Origin of the sequence: Streptomyces sp., assembly GCF_031181555.1 — a bacterium.
Taxonomy (GTDB): Bacteria; Actinomycetota; Actinomycetes; order Streptomycetales; family Streptomycetaceae; genus Streptomyces; species Streptomyces fimbriatus.
In genome coordinates this window covers 1-17851 of sequence record NZ_JAPSKQ010000138.1, presented here as the reverse complement: position 1 = coordinate 17851, position 17851 = coordinate 1, and the positions used below count along the sequence as shown (strand labels likewise).

Below are 17851 nucleotides of genomic sequence, written 5' to 3'. Positions count from 1 at the left end.
CCGTACGCGCTGCCCGTCTACGCCGCCGTCATCACCTGGGCGTTCATGTTCCAGCGGGACAACGGCCTGGTGAACCACGTGCTGCACGACCAGCTCGGCCTCACCGACAGCCCTCCGTTCTGGCTGATCGGCGACAACAGCTTCATCGCCCTGCTCGTCGTCTCGGTGTGGAAGGGCTGGCCCTTCGCCTTCCTCATCATCATGGCCGGGCTCCAGAACATCCCGAAGGACATCTACGAGGCCGCCGCCCTCGACGGCGCGGGCGTCTGGCAGCAGATCCGCCGTATCACCCTGCCGTCGCTGCGCCCCGTCAACCAGGTCCTCGTCCTGGTGCTGTTCCTGTGGACCTTCAACGACTTCAACACCCCCTTCGTCCTGTTCGGCAAGGCGGCGCCGGAAGCCGCGGACCTCATCTCCATCCACATCTACCAGTCCTCGTTCCAGACCTGGAACTTCGGGACGGGCTCCGCCATGTCGGTGCTGCTGCTCCTGTTCCTGCTCGTGGTGACGGGCGCCTACCTCCTGCTCACCTCCCGGGGAAGGAAGGCCACCGATGCCTAGCCCAGCCGTTCGGCAGCCCCGCTCCCCGATGGCCGCCCCGCGGTCCTTCCTGTGGAGCCGGCGGATCTTCCTCACCCTCCTCACCGTCTTCGTGCTGCTGCCGGTGTACGTGATGATCTCCAGCTCGCTGAAGCCGCTGGAGGACGTGTCGGGGAAGTTCGCGTGGATCCCCTCGGGCCTCACCGTCCGCCCGTACTTCGACATCTGGGACACGGTGCCGCTGGCCGACTACTTCATGAACTCGCTGATCGTGGCCGGCGCGGCGACCGTCTGCTCCGTCACCATCGCCGTGTTCGCGGCCTACGCGGTCAGCCGCTACTCCTTCCGCGGCAAGCGTGTCTTCACGGTGACGGTGCTGTCGACGCAGATGTTCCCCGGCATCCTGTTCCTGCTGCCGCTGTTCCTCATCTACGTCAACATCGGCAACGCCACCGGCATCGCGCTCTTCGGCTCCCGCGGCGGCCTGATCCTCACCTACCTCACCTTCTCGCTGCCCTTCTCCATCTGGATGCTGATCGGTTACTTCGACTCGGTGCCCAGAGACCTCGACGAGGCGGCCAAGGTGGACGGCTGCGGGCCGCTCGGCGCTCTGTTCCGGGTCATCGTGCCCGCCGCGGTCCCCGGCATCGTCGCCGTCGCCGTCTACGCGTTCATGACCGCCTGGGGCGAGGTCCTCTTCGCCTCCGTCATGACCAACGACACCACCCGCACCCTCGCCGTCGGCCTGCAGGGCTACTCCACCCAGAACGACGTGTACTGGAACCAGATCATGGCCGCCTCCCTCGTCGTGAGCCTGCCCGTCGTCGCGGGCTTCCTGCTCCTCCAGCGCTACCTCGTCACCGGCCTCACCGCCGGCGCCGTCAAGTAGCGGCCCGCCTGCGAGTCCCTCACCACTCCCCTCACGTCACCCCTCCGAACACCCCAGAGAGGCACCCTCTGTGTCCGATCCGATAGACCTCGCCGCCTTTCCCTCCGACTTCGTGTGGGGCACGGCCACATCCGCCTACCAGATCGAGGGCGCCGTCGCCGAGGACGGCCGGGCCCCGTCGATCTGGGACACCTTCTCCCACACCCCGGGGAAGATCGACAACGACGACCACGGCGACGAGGCCTGCGACCACTACCACCGGTGGCCCGAGGACATCGCCCTCATGAAGGAGCTGGGCACCGACGCCTACCGGATGTCCATCGCCTGGCCCCGCGTCGTCCCCGGCGGTGACGGGCCTGTCAACGCGGCCGGCCTCGACTTCTACGACCGCCTCGTCGACGGCCTCCTCGACGCGGGCATCACGCCCAACATCACCCTTTACCACTGGGACCTCCCGCAGGCCCTCCAGGACCGCGGCGGCTGGACCGACCGCGAAACGGCGGAGCACCTCGCCGTCTACGCCTCCGCCGTCGCCGGGCGGCTGGGCGACCGGGTCACCCGCTGGGCCACCCTGAACGAACCGCTGTGCTCCGCCTGGATCGGCCACCTCGAGGGCAGGATGGCCCCCGGCCTCACCGACCTGACCGCCGCCGTGCACGCCTCGTACCACCTGCTTCTCGGCCACGGACTGGCTGCCCAGGCGATCCGCGCGGCGACACCGGGCGCCCAGGTCGGGCTCGTGACCAACCACTCGACCGTGGCGGCCGCCTCCACCCGCCCGGAGGACGTCGCCGCGGCCACCCGCATGGACGGCCACACCAACCGCTGGTGGCTCGACCCCGTCTACGGCCGCGGCTTCCCCGCCGACATGCGCGAGCTCTACGGCGTCGAACTCCCGGAGCGTGCGGGCGACCTGGAGACGATGGCCGTCCCGCTCGACTGGCACGGCCTCAACTACTACTTCCCGGTCACGGTCGCCGACGACCGGACCGGCCCCGTCCCGTACGCCCGCGAGATCCGCCTGCCCGACGTGCCCCGCACCGGCATGGACTGGCAGATCGACGCCGACGGTCTGGAGGCGTTCCTGATGCGGCTGACCGACGACTACGGCGTCCGACGGCTGTACGTCACCGAGAACGGCTCCGCCTTCCCCGACACCGTCGGCCCCGACGGCACCGTCGACGACCCCGAGCGGGCCCGCTACCTGGAACAGCACGTCAGCGCCTGCGCCCGCGCCGTACGCAAGGGCGCCCCACTCGCCGGCTACTACGCCTGGTCCCTGCTCGACAACTTCGAGTGGGCCTACGGCTACGACAAGCGCTTCGGTCTCGTCCACGTCGACTACGCGACACAGACACGCACCATCAAGTCGAGCGGTCACCGCTACGCGGACATCATCCGGGCCCACCGGCGGGGAGCTTCGCGGACGTGACAGACGGAGGTGACCGGCGGCAGACCGCCGGTCACCTCCGGCAGACAGTGCCGGGCGGCCCGTCGTCACCGTCCCTGCCGGCCCTCCCGCGCGGCGCCGCCGTTGATCACGAACTGGGAGCCGGGTTCGATCAGGATGTCGCCGTCGCGTGAATCGGTGATCTTCACGTTCGACAGGTCGCGCTGCCGCGCGCCCCGCCCATGGCGAGGGTGCCGGAGCCGTTGTTGGACTTGGGGATCGTCACGTCGCTGATCTTCACGTCCGGCATGGCACCGCCGCCCGTCTTGAACTGGATGCCGTCGTAGGTCGAGTCGTGGATCGGCAGCGGCCAGAAGGCCGGTGGTCGACTACCTCCGTCAGGGAAGCGCGGACGGTGCCCTCGCTGTTTCCATCCAAGCCGATGATCCGCTGCCGCAGATGCTTCTCGACGCCCGGGTCCCGGTCGTGCTGTTCGCCCGCCCCCCGCAGCCGCTGCCGGTGAGCTACGTCGACATGGACCACTGCCGGGGCGGGCGGCTGGCCGCCGAACATCTCCTGGCCCGCGGGCGTCGGCACCTTGCGGCGATCAGTGCGCCGCGGGATCTCCCGGCCGGCCGCGACGGACTCGCCGGTTTCCGTGCGGGCAGGGGGCCGTCGCGGTACTCTCCCGGCCTGCGGTGCTTGAGCCGCTCGTGCCGGCAGGTGGTCCGGTTGACCTGTTCGGTGATGCGGTAGACGTCGTCGGTGACGAGCAGGAAGCTGTCGTCGCCGGCGGTGGGTATCCGTCCCAGTCGTTCGGGTGAGGGGATCACCACCCGCTCGGGTCGTACTGCGGCGGCTTGATCCCGGCCACCGGGTTGTCGTCGAACAGCCCCGGCCGGTTCGCGTCCAGCAGGATCGCCTTCAGCCCGTCGAACGCGTTCGCCTGCGCCGCGAGACCGGTGCCGTTGAAGCCGCGAGGAAGGGTTTGCTGACCTGCGGGATTGGCTGAGCCCTGGCGAATGGTGAGCGGGAGTCGGTCAGGTGGGGCTCCCGCTTTCCGGTCGTTCGCGGGAGGACGGCCGAGGGGGCGCGTGCCCGGCCGGAATGGCGGGCGATTCCGGGGTGTGGCCGTCTGCGGGCATCCGTGGCAGGACGTTCGCCGGCCTGACGCCGGCTTCACTCGGGATCCGTTTGCCGGCGAGTGCGGACGGCAGGGTGGAAGAGGGGCGGCACCGGCCCAGGCCACCGGGCCGGGTACCGGGACGGACTGCGCAGCGTCCTCACCGGCGTGGCGGCCGACCGCTCGGCCCGCACCGGCCGGCCGGTCACTCTGACGGCCGGCGGCACGCGACGCGACTGATCCCTGTCCCGGGCACCGCCCTTCACCCTCCCGGGAGCACACCAACCCTGTCCGGTCTTCCACTCGACGAACTCCGGGGACACCGGAGCCGGTCGGTCGAGTCCGGCGACTTCGGCACGTTCTGGTCCCGGACACCGGGGGAGGCGCGCGAACACGATCTCGACGTGCGCCTCGAACCCGTCACCACCGGTCCGCCGACCGTGCGCGTCCACGACGTCACCTTCTCCGGCTTCGGTGGCCACCGCATCGAGGGATCGCCGGTACCGGCGAACAAGCGGTGCCCACAACGGGGTGCGGCTGTGTCCGGTGTTCAGCCGGGGCTGGTGCGGAACCGGCGCCGGTACTCGGTCGGTGTGGTGTCGAGCCTGCGGCGGAAGGCCCTGACCAGGGTGTCGACGGTGCCGAACCCGCATGCGGTCGCGATGCGTTCGAGTGTGGCGTCGGTGGACTCCAGCTGGTTGCGTGCCCTTTCGACGCGAACGGATTCGATGTAGGCGTGCGGGGTCGTGCCGAGCTCGTTCTTGAAGATCCGGGTGAGCTGCCGGTCGCTGATGTGGGCGTGTTCGGCGAGGTGCGTGACGGTGAGGGGTTCGGCGATGTTGTGCAGGATGTAGTGGCGGAGGTCCTCGACGCGCCGCGTCGTGGAGACCTGTTCCAGCGGAACGCTGAACTGACTTTGGCCACCGGGCCGTTTCAGGTACATCACCAGCTGCCGGGCGACACGCAGCGCGACGGCTTCGCCGAGGTCGTCGGCGATGAGCGCGAGTGACAGGTCGAGGCAGGCGCTGATGCCCGCGCCGGTCCACACGGTCCCATCGCGGATGAAGATCGGGTCGGCGTCGACCTCGATGGCCGGATGGTCGGCGGCAAGCCGCTGTGCGGTCGACCAGTGCGTGGTGGCGCGTTTGCCGTCGAGGAGTCCGGCGGCGGCGAGGACGTGCGCTCCGACGCAGACGGAGGTGACCCTCCGAGTCCGCGGGGCGAGCTCCTTCACGCGCCGCACCAGTGCCGGGTCGACGAGCGGGTGCACGCGGCGGTGGCCGTCGACCTCGACCGAGCCCGGCACGACGAGCGTGTCGATGCTCCTCGCCGACAGCTCCTCGAAGGTGACGTCGGGCAGGACGCGGACCCCGGCGGCCGTGACGACGGGGTCCATGGTCTCGGCAGCGAGGACCACGTCGTACGCCGCCGCTTCCTCTGTCTCGCGTCGTGCGAGGTGGAACACCTCCGGTGGCCCCGTGACGTCGAGCAGGTCGACCTCCTCGAAGAGAACGATCACGATCAGCCGTTCAGCGGTGTGCACAGGACCCCCGGTAGCCGGCGACAGCGATGTCGGTTTCTGCATGCTAGATGACATTGCCGACGTGCCGTGCCGGGTCATAGCGTCATGGGCGCAGGCCGCCGCACCGGCGCGCTGCTTCACCGACTCCCCAGCCTCAGGCGGTATCCCATGCCCAGAACAACGCTGCGTCAGCTCAACGGCTTCGACCACACCCCCGCGGGGCTCGCCGGTTCGACCCTGGTCCTGATCGACTACCAGAACACCTACACCACCGGCGTGATGGAGCTGGACGGCTGGCAGTCCGCCCTCGACGCAGCCGCCCGGCTCCTGGAACGCGCCCGCCGGGAAGGCGCCAAGGTCATCCACGTCGTCAACGACGGCGGCGACGGTACGCCGTACGACATCCGGGCCGAGATCGGCCGGATCCACCCGAGCGTCGCGCCGGTCGACGGCGAACCCGTCGTCGTCAAGCAGGCCCCCGACGCCTTCCACGGGACTGAGCTGGGCCGGCTCGTCGACGACGCGGGCCGGGGCGACCTCGTCATCGCCGGGTTCATGACGCACATGTGCGTGGCGTTCACCGCCCAGGGCGCCTTCCTGCGCGGCAACCGCCCCACGGTCGTGGCCGACGCCTGCGCCACCCGTGCGCTGCCGGTCGCCGGTACGGAACTGGACGCCCACCTGGTGCACCTCGGCGCCCTCGCCACCATCGCCGACCTGTACGGGATCGTCGTCCCGTCACAGGAGGAGATCGACCGGTGAAGCCGTCGCACTCCGCCGCCGAACCCGGCACCGCCACCGCCCTCGCCACGGTCAAGGACCTCCGCGGAGTCGCGGTGCCCCCGCAGAAGTCCCCGGCCCGGCAGGGCGCATGGCCTGCAGACAGTGCCGTTGAGCTCCCGACGGGCAGCCGGGCCGCGGCCGGATGAGGCTTAGCGGCGGGTGTACCTGGAAACGACTACTCCCGAACGATTGTCGTGGCGACGGTCGGCCGACGTGGGGAGGGGTCTTACGTGGACGTGCCCTTATATCTGAGGCCGCGGGTGGAATCACCGCTCGCCTCGCTGCTGGGGGCCGCACCGTTTCTGCACTCGCTCGTCGACGCGCTGGGGTCCCCGCTCAACGTGCTGCTCCCCGAGGCCGTCGCCGAGAACGCCCGTCGCTTCCGTTCCGTATACCGTCGCCACCGCCTCGCGGGGCGGGTGTACTTCGCGCACAAGGCGAACCGGTCCAGCGCCCTGGTGCGGAGGCTGGCGGCCGAGGACCCGGCCGCCGTCGGTGTCGACGTCGCCTCGCTGGAGGAACTGCGGCACGCGCTGAGCTGCGGATTCACCGGGGACCGGATCATGGCCACCGGTCCCAAGGACCCGGAGTTCCTGTGGCTGGCGGCCCGGGTGGGGGCGACGGTGAACCTCGACTCGCCGGGCGAGCTGGAACAACTGGCCGGCCTGGTGCGCAGGTACGGGCTGGGCCGGGTCGACGCGCTGGTGCGTCTGTCCGGATTCGAGTCGGCCGCCGGTCGCGGGGGAGCGGGCACCCGGCTGCTCGCGCGCCGCAGCCGCTTCGGCATCCCGGTGCGGGACGCGCGGGCACTGGTGCCGGCCCTGGAACGGCACGCGGACGCCGTCGAGTTGACCGGTGTCGCCTACCACCTGGACACCACCGGTGTGGAGGAGAAGGTCCGGGCCCTGGAACAGTGCGTGCTGTTCATGGACGAGTGCCGGGCACGGGGCCTCGCGCCGCGTGCCGTCGACATCGGCGGTGGGTTCGGCGTCGGCTACGTCGCCGACGCCGGGGAGTGGGAACGCTGGACCACCGCGCTGAGCGAGGCGGTGCTCGGTGGCCGCCCGCCCCTGACCTGGCGCGGCCACGGCTACGGGCTGCGCAACGAGGGCGGCACGGTGCGCGGGACGGCCGCGCTGTATCCCGGCCACCGTCCCACCGCCGGCCCCGGCTACCTCGACGAGCTGCTCTCGCTGCCCGCACCGGTGCTGGGCCGTCCGCCGGCCACCCTCCTCCTGGAACACCTCCACGACCTGTACGTCGAGCCCGGCCGCTCCCTGGTCGACCAGTGCGGGCTGTCGCTGGCGCGGGTGCTGGAGGTGCGGCCCACGGGGGAGGACTCCGGCCAGTACCTGGTGCGCCTCGGCATGAACGCCGGGGACGTCAGCCTGGAGGAGCACGGTGTGCTCGTGGACCCCTTGCTGCTGCCTCGCGGCGAACCGGAGAAGGGCGACGGGGAACCGGTCGGAGTGTTCCTCGCCGGCAACCTGTGCCTGGAGGCCGACCTGATCACGCGACGCCTGGTCTTCCTCCCCCGGCTGCCGCGCACGGGCGATCTGCTGGCCTTCGCCAACACCGCCGGTTACGCGATGGACTTCCACGCCCACCACGCGCAGCGGCAGCCGGTCGCGCGGACGGTCGCGGTGGAGCAGGAGGGCGGCTCCTGGCGCTGGTGCCTGGACGAGGAGTACTGGCCGATCACACACCCCGGGGGGATGTCCGCATGAGGTACGACAGCATCACGGAGGCCATCGGCAACACCCCGCTGGTGCGCATCGACCCCGCCGTGCACGGGCTGCGCACCATCGACCTCTACGCGAAGCTGGAGATGCTCAACCCGTTCGGATCCGTCAAGGACCGGCCCGCCTGGCACATGGCCCGGCCCCATCTGGAGGGCGCCGCCGACGGGGACGGGACGGTCGTGGAACTCTCCAGCGGCAACACGGCCAAGGCCCTCGCCCTGCTGGCCGGCCTGCACGGACTGAGGTTCAAGAGCGTCACCAACCGGATGCGCGTACCGGAGATCAAGGAGTTGCTCCTCCTCCTCGGCGCCGAGATCGAGGAGCTGCCGGGGCGCAGCGAGTGCCTCGACCCGACCGACACGGACGATCCGCTGACCCACTTCCACCGGGCGCTCTCGGACCCGGGGAGCACCTACCTGCACACCGACCAGTACTTCAACCCGCGCAACGTCGAGGCGCACGCGGCGGGCACCGGACCCGAGATCGTCAAGGACCTCGACGGGCGGGCACCGGACTGGTTCATCGCCTGTGTGGGCACGGCCGGTTCGTCGACCGGCGTCGCCCGGGTCCTGCGCGAGCACGACCCGGAGGTGCGGGTGCTCGGTCTGGTCGCCCACAAGTCGGACTTCATCCCCGGCATCCGCACCATCGACGAGGTCCATCAGGTCGGCCTGTTCGACCCGGCGACGTACGACACCATCGAGTCGGTGACCTCGGACGAGGCCATCGACGGGATGGTCACCCTCATCCGCCGCTGCGGACTGCTGTCGGGACCGACCGGCGGCGCCGCCTACCAGGGGGCGGTACGGCACCTGCGGAAGGTCGACGCGGAGCCGGCGGAGCCGGGGCGTCGCCGCACGGCGGTGTTCATCGTGTGCGACCGGGCCGAGAGCTACCTGAGCTACGTGCGCCATCGCCGCCCGGAACTCCTGGGCCGGGTGAACCGCGGGCACTCGGCCGCGGCCCTCACCGACGCCGAGGCGCGCGCGGAGGCCCGCGTGATCGGCGTGGACGACGCCCGGCGCTGGATCGCGGAGGGGGAACCCCGTCCGCTCGTCGTCGACCTGCGCAGCCCGCACGCCTACGCCGCCCTGCACATCGAGGGCTCGGTCAACATCGTCGACGAGCTGTTCGACGAACTGGTCCGGGGCGGGCTCCCGTTCAGCAAGCGGACGCCGGTCCTGCTGGCCTGCCCCGTCGGTGAGAAGTCGGTCCGCCACGCCGCGCTGCTGACCCGGATGGGACATCCCGACGTCCGGAGCCTGGCGGGCGGAATCGTCGCCTGGCGGGACGCGGGCGCACCGCTGGTGCGCGCATGAGCGCGGCGCACCCGCTTCCGGAGACGGAGCACGACGGGGAGACGCTCTGGCAGCGGGAGCTGAGGGAACAGTTCCCCATCGTCACCGCCCACCCGGAACTGGCCTACCTCGACAGCGCGGCGACCTCCCAGAAGCCGCGGGCCGTACTGGAGGCCGTCCAGACCTACCTCACGACGTCGAACGCCAACGCGGGCCGCGGAACCTATCCCTGGGCCAACCGGACCACGGAACTGGTGGAAGGGACCCGGGAGCGGGTCAAGGAGTTCCTGCACGATCCCGAACCGGACCGCTCCGCCGTCCACTTCACCAGCGGCACCACCGAGGGCCTGCGCACCGTCGCCCGCGACTGGCTGGCCCCGTACCTCACCGACGGCGACGAGATCCTCGTACCGCACGCCGACCACCGGGCCAACCTGGATCCCTGGCTCGAGGTTCAGCGGCTGCTGGCCGAGCGCGGCGTCGGCGTACGCGTACGGGCCCTGCCGTACCAGGCGGTCTCGGGCGACTACGACCACCGCCGCCTCGGCGAGGTCGTCGGACCACGGACCCGCTTCGTGGCCGCCACGCACGTCCACCACGTCTACGGCGGTGACATGAACGTGCACCGCATCCGTGCGGCGGTCGGCCCGGACGTGCCGATCTGCCTGGACGCGGCGCAGAGCGTCGGCCATCTGCCCCTCGGCCTCGACGATCCGGCGCTCGACGTCGACTTCGTGGTCTTCTCGGGACACAAGGCGATGGCCCTGCCCGGAACGGGAGCGGTGTGGGCGCGCAACGCGCGGGGACCGGTGTTCCGGCCGGCCGGCTGGCGGGGAACGCCCAACACGGTGGGCATCGTGTCGCTGCGGACCGCGCTCGACTGGCTCGACGCGGCCGGCCCGGACCGGATCGCGCGCTGGACGGCCGGCCTCACGACCCGGCTCACCGACCGGCTGCGGCACCTCGATCCGTACGAGATCCTCGGCTGTCCCTCCAGCCTGGCCGCCGACACCGCGCTCCCCGCGGCCCAGCGCCGCCACGGCATCGTCACCTTCCGGCACCGCGACATCCCGTCCGACGACCTCGGGTTCATCCTCTACAGCCACGGCTTCATGGTGCGGGCCGACAGCCTCTGCCAGGCCGGCGCGGGGGAGAGGGACGGATCGGTGCGGGTGAGCCTGCACGTGTACAACACGGTGGAGGAGATCGACCGCCTGCTGGCCGTCCTCGCGTCGCTGACCTGAACAGCAACTGATAACCGTTTCCACCTGTAGATTCGGTCGTGTCCGCGCACAGGTGAGAGACGGAAGAGGTGGCGCGACCAGATGGGCGTGAGCATGGCAGCAGCCAGGACGTGGGTGGAGCGCTGGGAGCGGCAGCAGGAGCGCTACGCGGTGGACCGCGAGGAGCGCTTCACCGTGATCACGGACGTCGTCGAACACGTCACGGCCGGCCGCGCCCGGCCGCTCCTGCTCGACCTGGGATGCGGCCCCGGCTCCCTGTCCGCCCGCCTCGCCGACCGCCTGCCGGACGCGGAGGTCGTCGCCGTCGACATGGACCCCCTGCTGCTGGAGCTGGGGCGCACCCACCACGCGAACGCCGCCCGCTACGTCGACGCCGTGATCGGTGAGGAGGGCTGGACCGACGCCCTCGGACTGGAACGCCCCCTGGACGCCGCCGTCTCGACGACGGCCCTGCACTACCTCCCCGAGCCGGTGCTGCGGGACACGTACCGCCGTCTCGCCGCCCTGCTGCGCCCCGGCGGCGTCCTCGTCAACGGCGACCACTTCCCGCCCGAGGAGGCACCGTGCTCGGACATCACCGCGTACGTGGGCCGCCGCCGCGCCGAGCGGACGGGCGGCCACGCCCACGAGGACTGGCAGTCCTGGTGGGCCGCGGCGTCCCGGGACCCCGAACTCGCCGACCTGTTCACGGAACGTGAGCGGCGCCGGGCGGCCTCCGGAGGGGGCGGGGGAGACGAGGACCTGACGGCGGGCCACCATGCCGCATTGCTGCGGCAGGCGGGTTTCCGTCATGTCACGCCGGTCTGGCAGTTCGGCGACAGCGTCGTGCTGGTGGCGGTCAAGGGCGCTTCGCCCGCGGCCGACGCCGTCGGCCGGACGTGAGCGCGCGGCGGGACGGGCGGCCTCACAGGGCCAGGCTCATCAGGATCTCGTCACGGTCGTCGCCGGGCGCCACCCGCAGCGCGCCCGGCCATCGGCCGACCTCGCTCCAGCCGGCCCTGCGGTAGAAGTCCTCCAGCCCCAGACCGGCCCTCGCGGTGAGCTGCAGTCTCTCCAGGCCCATCTCCTCGCGAGCGATGCCGGTGACGCCCCGCATCAGCGCGGCGCCGATGCCCAGGCCCCGGAAGCGCACGTGTGTCTGGACGTGGTTCACCACACCGCAGTGCGCCACGAGAGGATGCGGCTCGCGGCGCAGCAGCAACCAGCCCGCGAGCGCGCCGTCGACGGTCGCCAGGAGGAGCCTGCTCCGCTGCGGAGAGAGCCCCCGGGCGATCCGCTCCACCGCCGGTTCGACCATCGACGGAGTCACCGGAGGCAGGGGGCAGTCCATGGGGATGACCGCCCCGCCGGCGTTGACGACCGCCGCCCAGCAGTCGGTGAGGTCCCGCCTGACGGCCGCGGTGGCGTCCTGGGCCCGGGTGATCTGCGCGATCACGGGCGCGTGCGCTGTCTCATGCGTTGTCACGCCCAGCAGCTTGTCAGCGGGCCGGGCGGTCGCGCACATCCCCGGGCCCCGTGTGCCCTCCGGGCCGGTCACCTGCGCCGTACGGCCGCCTCGGGGGCACGCGTCCCTGCGCGTGCGCGGTGACGGCCGCCGCCCTATGTTGAGTCGGTAACGCGGCAGTGGCCGTCGAACGGCGGCCGCCCGGACGACCCGCATCGGGAGTACGCCATGACGTCCGCCACCGAGCACCCCACCCACCAGGACCACGGCCATCGGCACGAGGAGGGCTGCGGTCACGTCGCCGTTCCGCACGGGGACCACGTCGACTACGTGCACGACGGGCACATCCACCGCCGTCACGACGGTCACGTGGACGAGTGCACGACCTCCGGCCACGTACCGCACGAAGGCCATGAGCACCGGCACGGAACCGGCTGCGGTCACGTCGCCGTTCCGCACGGGGACCACGTCGACTACGTGCACGACGGGCACCGGCACGCCGCTCACGCGGACCACTGGGACGACCACTGAGCCGTCCGCCGGCGCGCCGCGGAGGGGCACCGGCGGACGGGGCTGTGTCCTGTCACGCGCTGGGGCTGATGAGGAGCAGGGCGATGTCGTCCTCCGGGGCGGGGGCGTGCCGGACGAGGGTGTCGGCCATGGCGTCGAGGTCGGTCGGTTTCCCGTGCTCCACGAGTCCCGCCAGGGCGGCGGTGGCGTCGTCGAAGTCGACTCCGGGGGCTTCGACGAGTCCGTCGGTGTAGAGGACGAGCACGCAGCCGGGGGGCAGGGGGAACTCCAGCGTCGGGTACCGGGTGTCCGGGGCGATGCCGAGGAGGAGGCCGGGCGGGACGCGGAGGAGTTCGGTCCGTCCGTCCGCGTGGCGCAGCAGGGGCGGCGGGTGTCCGGCGGTGGCCAGACAGGCGCGTCGGCGGGCGAGGTCGAGGTGGACGTAGAGACAGCTGGTGAACAGGCCGGGGTCGAGGTCGGTGAGGAGACGGTTGGTGCCGGCCAGGACGTGATCGGGGGGCGCGCCGACGGTGGCGTGGGCGTGGACGGCGGTGCGGACCTGTCCCATGAGGGCGGCGGCGTCCACGTTGTGACCCTGCACGTCGCCGATGGCGGCGGCCACGGTGTTCCGGTCGAGGCGGATGAGGTCGTAGAAGTCGCCGCCGATGCCCAGGCCGCGGGCGGCGGGCAGGTAGCGGGCGACGACCTCCAGGCCGGGAACGCGGGGCAGGCTGTGGGGCAGCAGAGCGGACTGCAGGCGGTGGGCGAGATCGTGTTTGCTGTCGTAGAGGCGGGCCCGGTCCAGGGCCTGGCCGACCAGGCCGGCCAGGGAGGTGAGAACGGCGCGCTCACCGGGCGGGAAGGCGTGGGGCCGGCGGTAGGCGAGGAGGAGGGAGCCGATGGGACGGCCGGAGGCGATCAGCGGCAGGAACGCCCATGCGGCCATCCCGTCCTCGTGCACGGTGAGCGGGTAGTCGCGCCGGAGGTCGGCGAACGTCGCGAAGAAGGCCGGGACGCCGGTGGTGAGGACCCGGATGCCGGGGATGTCCGAGCTCAGGGGGACCGCGTCGAAGCGGTCCATGAGTTCGGCGCCGTAGCCGCGGTGGCCGAGGATCTTCAGGCGGCCGTCCTCGGCGGTCATCAGCACCATGCCCTGCGCGCCGAGAGCGGGCAGGAGCTGGTCGGCGGTCTGGTCGACCACGTCCTGCACGCCGACGGCCTCGGTCAGGGTGGCGGCCAGATGCATCAGGTGGTACAGCAGGGTGGCGCGGCTGGGACCCGCGGCCGGTACGGACGACGCTGCGGGAGCGCCCTCGGACGGGTCGGCGCCGGTGATGCGGACGCTGATGCCGGAGGGGTCCGGGTACAGCTCGAAGGACAGCCACACATCCGGGGGACGCAGCACGGTGAAGGACTGGGGCAGGCGGCTGACCATCGCGGCCCGGTAGCGGTCCTCGACCTCGGGGACGTCCATCCACGGCAGCGCCTCCCAGGGCAGGGCACCCACCAGGTCGGCCGGATCGGCACCGAGGAGGTCGGCGGCGGCCGGCGTGACGAAGGTGATGCGGCCGTTCGTGCCCAGCGCGCAGGACCCTCCGGGCAGGCGGTCGACGAAGGCCGTGACCTCTGCCGCCTCGCCCGGTGAGACGGCGCGCCCGGTCGGCGGGCGCGGGGTCCGCGGCCGGCCGGCGGGCAGCAGCGGATCGCCGCGGTCCGCGGCCTGCTGCAGGAGGCCGCCCAGGCGGCGGCAGCCCGTCTCGATGGCGTCGCGCTCGTCGGGGCTCAGCTGCGGCGGATGGGCCCCGGGCCACAGCAGCACCAGCCCGCCCCGGACCGCGCTGCTCGACGTGACCGGGGCGGCCGCCAGCGCGAAGTCGTACGGCAGCACGAGCGCCGGCCGCGGGTACTGGCGTGCCATCTCCTCCTGACCGGCGACCCACACCAGGCGCCGTTCGCGCACGGCGTCCGCCACCGGCATCGGATCGGACAGGGCGACCCGTCTCCACGGAGCCGCGATCTCGTACGGTGTCCCCGCCACGGTGACCAGCCACAACGCGTTGTCGCCCGGCGGCAGCACATACAGCAGCCCCCCGAACGCACCGGTCTCCCGCACCACGGCGGTCATCGCGGTGTCCATCAGCCGTCCACCCGGGTCCGCGGCGACGGGGAGGCCGACCGGGACCCGCCCCTCCCCGCCCCGTCGGGCGGAGGCCGGGTGACGGCCACGGACTGCCGCGCACCGCCGGCGGCCCGCCACCGGCGCCGCGCCCGCCGAGCCGCCCGCCGACGCGCTGGACCGCGGCAACGGCCGCCGTGCTCCGCGGACTCCGGTAGGGCTGTGCCGCACCAGCCACACCGAACAGCACTCATATGCGGACACTACGCCCAACCTGTCGTGACGGCATCCAGGCGCCGGCGGCGGGGGAACCCGGAGTCCGGTGCCGGCAGTCCGTCGGTCCGGCGCGCGTGGCTGGTCGCCGGCGCGCCGATCGGCGCCGCGGGGACCGCCGTGCTCGTGCGGCGCACACTCCGGGCGGCCGTCCGGCCGCTCGTCCTCCGGCCCCGACACGGACGGGCACGCGCCGCGGGGGTGCCCGCCGCGCCGAGGAGCCGCTGTCCGGCGACGACGTGTCGGACCGGTCCGTGGAGACGGCGAGGAGATGACGAGACGGAGTCGGGGTACTCGCCGCGCACCGGGCGCTCATCGTGGCGCGCCCCCGAGCGAGGAGTCACCACCATGACCACATCCACCCCTACGGCGAGAGGTTCCCGTTCCCCCGTCCAGCTGGCGGCTTTGCTGGTCGGGACGGTGTTCCTGCTGGTGGGGATCCTGGGATTCATACCGGGGATCACCACGGACTACGACACGATGAAGTTCGCCTCGCACGACTCCCGGGCCGAACTCTTCGGGATCTTCCAGGTCTCCATCCTGCACAACCTCGTCCACCTGCTCTTCGGGATCGCGGGCCTGGCCCTGTCCCGCACCGTCTCCGGCGCCCGTACGTTCCTGCTGGCCGGCGGCGCCGTCTACCTGGTGCTGTGGCTGTACGGGCTGATCGTCGGCCACGACAGCGCAGCCAACTTCGTACCGCTGAACACGGCCGACGACTGGCTGCACTTCGTCCTCGGCATCGGCATGATCGCCCTCGGCGCGCTGCTCACCCGTCGGTCGGCTCCCGCCTCCCGGAGGATGTGATCGCCGATGGCTCACGGAAAATCTCTGTGGGCGACCGCCGCGGTGCTGGCCGCCGGTGCCGCGGTCGTCGCGCGGCGCGTGAAGGCGCGCCCCGCCGACCCGGCCACCGGGGACCGGTGGCTGACGGTGACGATCAACCTCGGCCCCGAGGAGATACGGCCCGGCGAACTGCCGTCGCCGCTGCGGGAATACGGCGACCGGATCGAGACGCGGATCCGTCCCGCGCCCGGTGACCGGGGCACCGAACTCGCGGTGCGCCCGAGAGGAGCAGTACCGGATTCCGCGCACTCCGTGCGCGCACGCCTCTCGGGGGACGACCCGCGCCAGGACCTGCGCCGCGCCCTGCGCGAGGCCAAGGCACTGCTGGAGGCGGGAGAAGTGCTTCGGCCCGACGCGCCGCCCACCACGCACGACACCCCGGGCGGGAAGCTCGTGGGTCTGCTCGGCCGCCGCGCCGGTGGGGAGGGAGTCCTGTGAAGGCCCTGTGCTGGGAAGGCGTCAACAAGCTCTCCGTCGAGGAGGTGCCCGATCCCGTCCTGCGCAACGACCAGGACGTGATCGTACGGCTCGTCGCCGGCACCACCTGCGGCTCCGACCTCCACCTCATCGGCGGCTACATCCCCTTCATGCGGTCCGGGGACGTCATCGGTCACGAGTTCCTCGGCGAGGTCGTCGAGACCGGTGCCGCCGTCCGCCGGCACAAGGTGGGCGACCGGGTGGTGGTGTCCTCGTTCGTCGGCTGCGGGCGCTGCTGGTACTGCGCTCACGACCTGTGGTCCCTGTGCGACAACACCAACACCAATCCGGGTATCGGGCAGGCCCTGTTCGGCGCCGACACCGGCGGCATCTTCGGCTACTCGCACGCCATGGGCGGGCTGCGCGGCAGCCACGCCGAGTACGTACGCGTCCCCTTCGCCGACTACGGCGCCTTTCCCGTGCCGGAGGGCGTCGACGACACCAGCGCCCTGTTCGTGTCCGACTCGGTGCCGACGGGCTGGATGGGCGCCGACCTGGCGGGGGTGCGGCCCGGTGACGTGGTCGCCGTGTGGGGGTGCGGGGCGGTCGGGCAGATGGCGGCGCGCGCCGCGATCCTGCTGGGCGCGGAACGCGTGATCTCCATCGACCGCATCCCCGAACGGCTCGAGATGACCGAGCGGCACATCGGCAGCGAGGTCATCGACTACACGGCCACCGACGTCGGGGCGGAACTGCGCGAACGCACCGGCGGCCGGGGCCCGGACGTGTGCATCGAGGCCGTCGGCATGGAAGCGCACAGCGACAGCCCGGTACACGTCTACGACCAGGTGAAACAGCAACTGCGGCTCCAGACGGACCGTCCCACCGCCGTGCGGCAGGCCATCCACGCCTGCCGCAAGGGCGGCACCGTCTTCGTCCTCGGCGTCTTCGCCGGGGCCGTCGACAAGTTCCCCCTCGGCGCGGTGATCAACAAGGGCCTGACCGTGAAGGGCGCCCAGCAGCACGGCCAGCGCTACATCCCGATGCTGCTCGACCGGCTCGCGGCAGGGGAGCTGAGCACGTCCCACCTGGCGACCCACACCGTGCCCCTGGACGAGGCACCACGGGCCTACGGCATGTTCAAGGACAAGAAGGACGGCTGCGTCCGCGCGGTCATCCGGCCGGGCGGGTGAAGGCGGTGGTACCGGGTACCCGCCGGGGCATGCTCAAGCGCGCACTGTGGCAGGGGCTGGTCGCCGGCACCGCCGGAGGCGTCGTGATGACCCTCGGTGAGAAGATCGAGCAGGCCGTCACCGGCCGACCCGACTCCCATGTGCCCGCGCGGGTTCTCCAGCGGCTGACCGGCCTGCCCGAACGTCCCCGCAGACAGCCGGTGCCGGTCAACTGGGCCATGCACTACGGCCAGGCCGCCCTTCTGGGAGTGCTGCGGTCGATCATGGCCCAGGCCGGACTGCGCGGACCGGTCGCCTCCGCCAAGTTCACCGTCGTCCGCCTCACCAACGACCAGATCCTCGAGAACGCGACCGGCGTCGGCGCCCCGCCCGCCACCTGGCCGCGCCGGGAACTCGTCGTGGACGTCCTGCACAAGACGGTCTACGCCTTCACCACCGGCGCCGTCGCCGACGCCCTCGCCGCCCGCGACGGTCCCGGCCCCGGACAGCGCCACGCCGCCGTCCGGCCCGGTCGCCACGCC

Annotated in this window: 16 protein-coding genes and 3 pseudogenes; 15 read left to right on the top strand and 4 right to left on the bottom strand. The window is 72.1% G+C overall.

The window, feature by feature from the left end:
- The 3 genes from RIM90_RS23795 to RIM90_RS23785 all read left to right on the top strand — a co-directional run.
- A partial coding sequence (locus RIM90_RS23795) for a sugar ABC transporter permease (protein ID WP_309062793.1) occupies positions 1-561 on the top strand: 561 nt, incomplete at its 5' end.
- A gap of 28 nt (positions 562-589) precedes the next feature.
- Positions 590-1429 carry a carbohydrate ABC transporter permease gene (locus RIM90_RS23790; protein ID WP_309062794.1) on the top strand — a complete coding sequence of 280 codons (840 nt, stop codon included), beginning with the start codon at positions 590-592 and terminating at the stop codon, positions 1427-1429.
- A gap of 70 nt (positions 1430-1499) precedes the next feature.
- Positions 1500-2861 carry a GH1 family beta-glucosidase gene (locus RIM90_RS23785; RefSeq protein ID WP_309062792.1) on the top strand — a complete coding sequence of 454 codons (1362 nt, stop codon included), beginning with the start codon at positions 1500-1502 and terminating at the stop codon, positions 2859-2861.
- Between the two features lie 65 nt (positions 2862-2926).
- Here the strand turns inward: RIM90_RS23785 and RIM90_RS23780 are convergent.
- A pseudogene (locus RIM90_RS23780) lies at positions 2927-3180 on the bottom strand (hypothetical protein); the annotation flags it as partial.
- Between RIM90_RS23780 and RIM90_RS23775 the strand changes: the two are divergent.
- Both RIM90_RS23775 and RIM90_RS23770 read left to right on the top strand, forming a co-directional pair.
- A pseudogene (locus RIM90_RS23775) lies at positions 3180-3479 on the top strand (substrate-binding domain-containing protein); the annotation flags it as partial. The pseudogenes RIM90_RS23780 and RIM90_RS23775 overlap by 1 nt on opposite strands.
- A gap of 750 nt (positions 3480-4229) precedes the next feature.
- A pseudogene (locus RIM90_RS23770) lies at positions 4230-4436 on the top strand (acetylxylan esterase); the annotation flags it as partial.
- Between the two features lie 56 nt (positions 4437-4492).
- Here RIM90_RS23770 and RIM90_RS23765 read toward each other — a convergent pair.
- Positions 4493-5485, bottom strand: coding sequence for a helix-turn-helix domain-containing protein (locus RIM90_RS23765; protein ID WP_309062791.1), 993 nt, complete (start codon positions 5483-5485; stop codon positions 4493-4495).
- Positions 5486-5632: 147 nt separating this feature from the next.
- Here RIM90_RS23765 and RIM90_RS23760 point away from each other — a divergent pair, with 147 nt between their 5' ends.
- The 5 genes from RIM90_RS23760 to RIM90_RS23740 all read left to right on the top strand — a co-directional run bounded on the left by RIM90_RS23760 (position 5633) and on the right by RIM90_RS23740 (position 11413).
- Positions 5633-6226, top strand: a complete 594-nt coding sequence (locus RIM90_RS23760; RefSeq protein WP_309062790.1) for a cysteine hydrolase family protein — start codon at positions 5633-5635, stop codon at positions 6224-6226.
- A gap of 251 nt (positions 6227-6477) precedes the next feature.
- The gene (locus RIM90_RS23755) at positions 6478-7974 is read left to right on the top strand and encodes a Y4yA family PLP-dependent enzyme (RefSeq protein WP_309062789.1); all 1497 of its coding nucleotides are present in this window, start codon (positions 6478-6480) and stop codon (positions 7972-7974) included.
- A complete protein-coding gene (locus tag RIM90_RS23750; RefSeq protein ID WP_309062788.1) occupies positions 7971-9308 on the top strand; it encodes a pyridoxal-phosphate dependent enzyme in 1338 nt (445 codons plus the stop codon). Before RIM90_RS23755 ends, RIM90_RS23750 begins: the two co-directional genes overlap by 4 nt.
- On the top strand, positions 9305-10531 hold the full coding sequence (locus RIM90_RS23745) for an aminotransferase class V-fold PLP-dependent enzyme (RefSeq protein WP_309062787.1): 1227 nt from the start codon (positions 9305-9307) through the stop codon (positions 10529-10531). Before RIM90_RS23750 ends, RIM90_RS23745 begins: the two co-directional genes overlap by 4 nt.
- An 81-nt stretch (positions 10532-10612) precedes the next feature.
- Positions 10613-11413: a class I SAM-dependent methyltransferase gene (locus tag RIM90_RS23740; protein ID WP_309062786.1), complete on the top strand. Its 801-nt coding sequence runs from the start codon at positions 10613-10615 to the stop codon at positions 11411-11413.
- A 22-nt stretch (positions 11414-11435) separates the two neighbouring features.
- Here the strand turns inward: RIM90_RS23740 and RIM90_RS23735 are convergent, their stop codons facing one another.
- The gene (locus RIM90_RS23735; protein WP_309062785.1) at positions 11436-11996 is read right to left on the bottom strand and encodes a GNAT family N-acetyltransferase; all 561 of its coding nucleotides are present in this window, start codon (positions 11994-11996) and stop codon (positions 11436-11438) included.
- A gap of 207 nt (positions 11997-12203) precedes the next feature.
- Here RIM90_RS23735 and RIM90_RS23730 point away from each other — a divergent pair, with 207 nt between their 5' ends.
- Entirely contained in the window at positions 12204-12506 is a 303-nt protein-coding gene (locus RIM90_RS23730; protein ID WP_309062784.1) for a hypothetical protein, read from the top strand.
- 52 nt (positions 12507-12558) lie between these two features.
- Here the strand turns inward: RIM90_RS23730 and RIM90_RS23725 are convergent, their stop codons facing one another.
- Positions 12559-14622, bottom strand: coding sequence for a SpoIIE family protein phosphatase (locus RIM90_RS23725; RefSeq protein ID WP_309062783.1), 2064 nt, complete (start codon positions 14620-14622; stop codon positions 12559-12561).
- A 600-nt stretch (positions 14623-15222) separates the two neighbouring features.
- Here RIM90_RS23725 and RIM90_RS23720 point away from each other — a divergent pair.
- From RIM90_RS23720 to RIM90_RS23705, 4 genes are all read left to right on the top strand, one after another.
- Positions 15223-15681, top strand: coding sequence for a DUF4383 domain-containing protein (locus RIM90_RS23720; protein WP_309062782.1), 459 nt, complete (start codon positions 15223-15225; stop codon positions 15679-15681).
- Between the two features lie 6 nt (positions 15682-15687).
- Positions 15688-16158 (top strand): hypothetical protein, encoded by a 471-nt coding sequence (locus tag RIM90_RS23715; protein WP_309062781.1) that lies wholly within the window; start codon positions 15688-15690, stop codon positions 16156-16158.
- Positions 16155-17330 carry a zinc-dependent alcohol dehydrogenase gene (locus tag RIM90_RS23710; RefSeq protein WP_309062780.1) on the top strand — a complete coding sequence of 392 codons (1176 nt, stop codon included), beginning with the start codon at positions 16155-16157 and terminating at the stop codon, positions 17328-17330. Before RIM90_RS23715 ends, RIM90_RS23710 begins: the two co-directional genes overlap by 4 nt.
- A gap of 29 nt (positions 17331-17359) precedes the next feature.
- The coding region (locus tag RIM90_RS23705) for a hypothetical protein (protein ID WP_309062779.1) at positions 17360-17851 on the top strand (492 nt) is incomplete at its 3' end.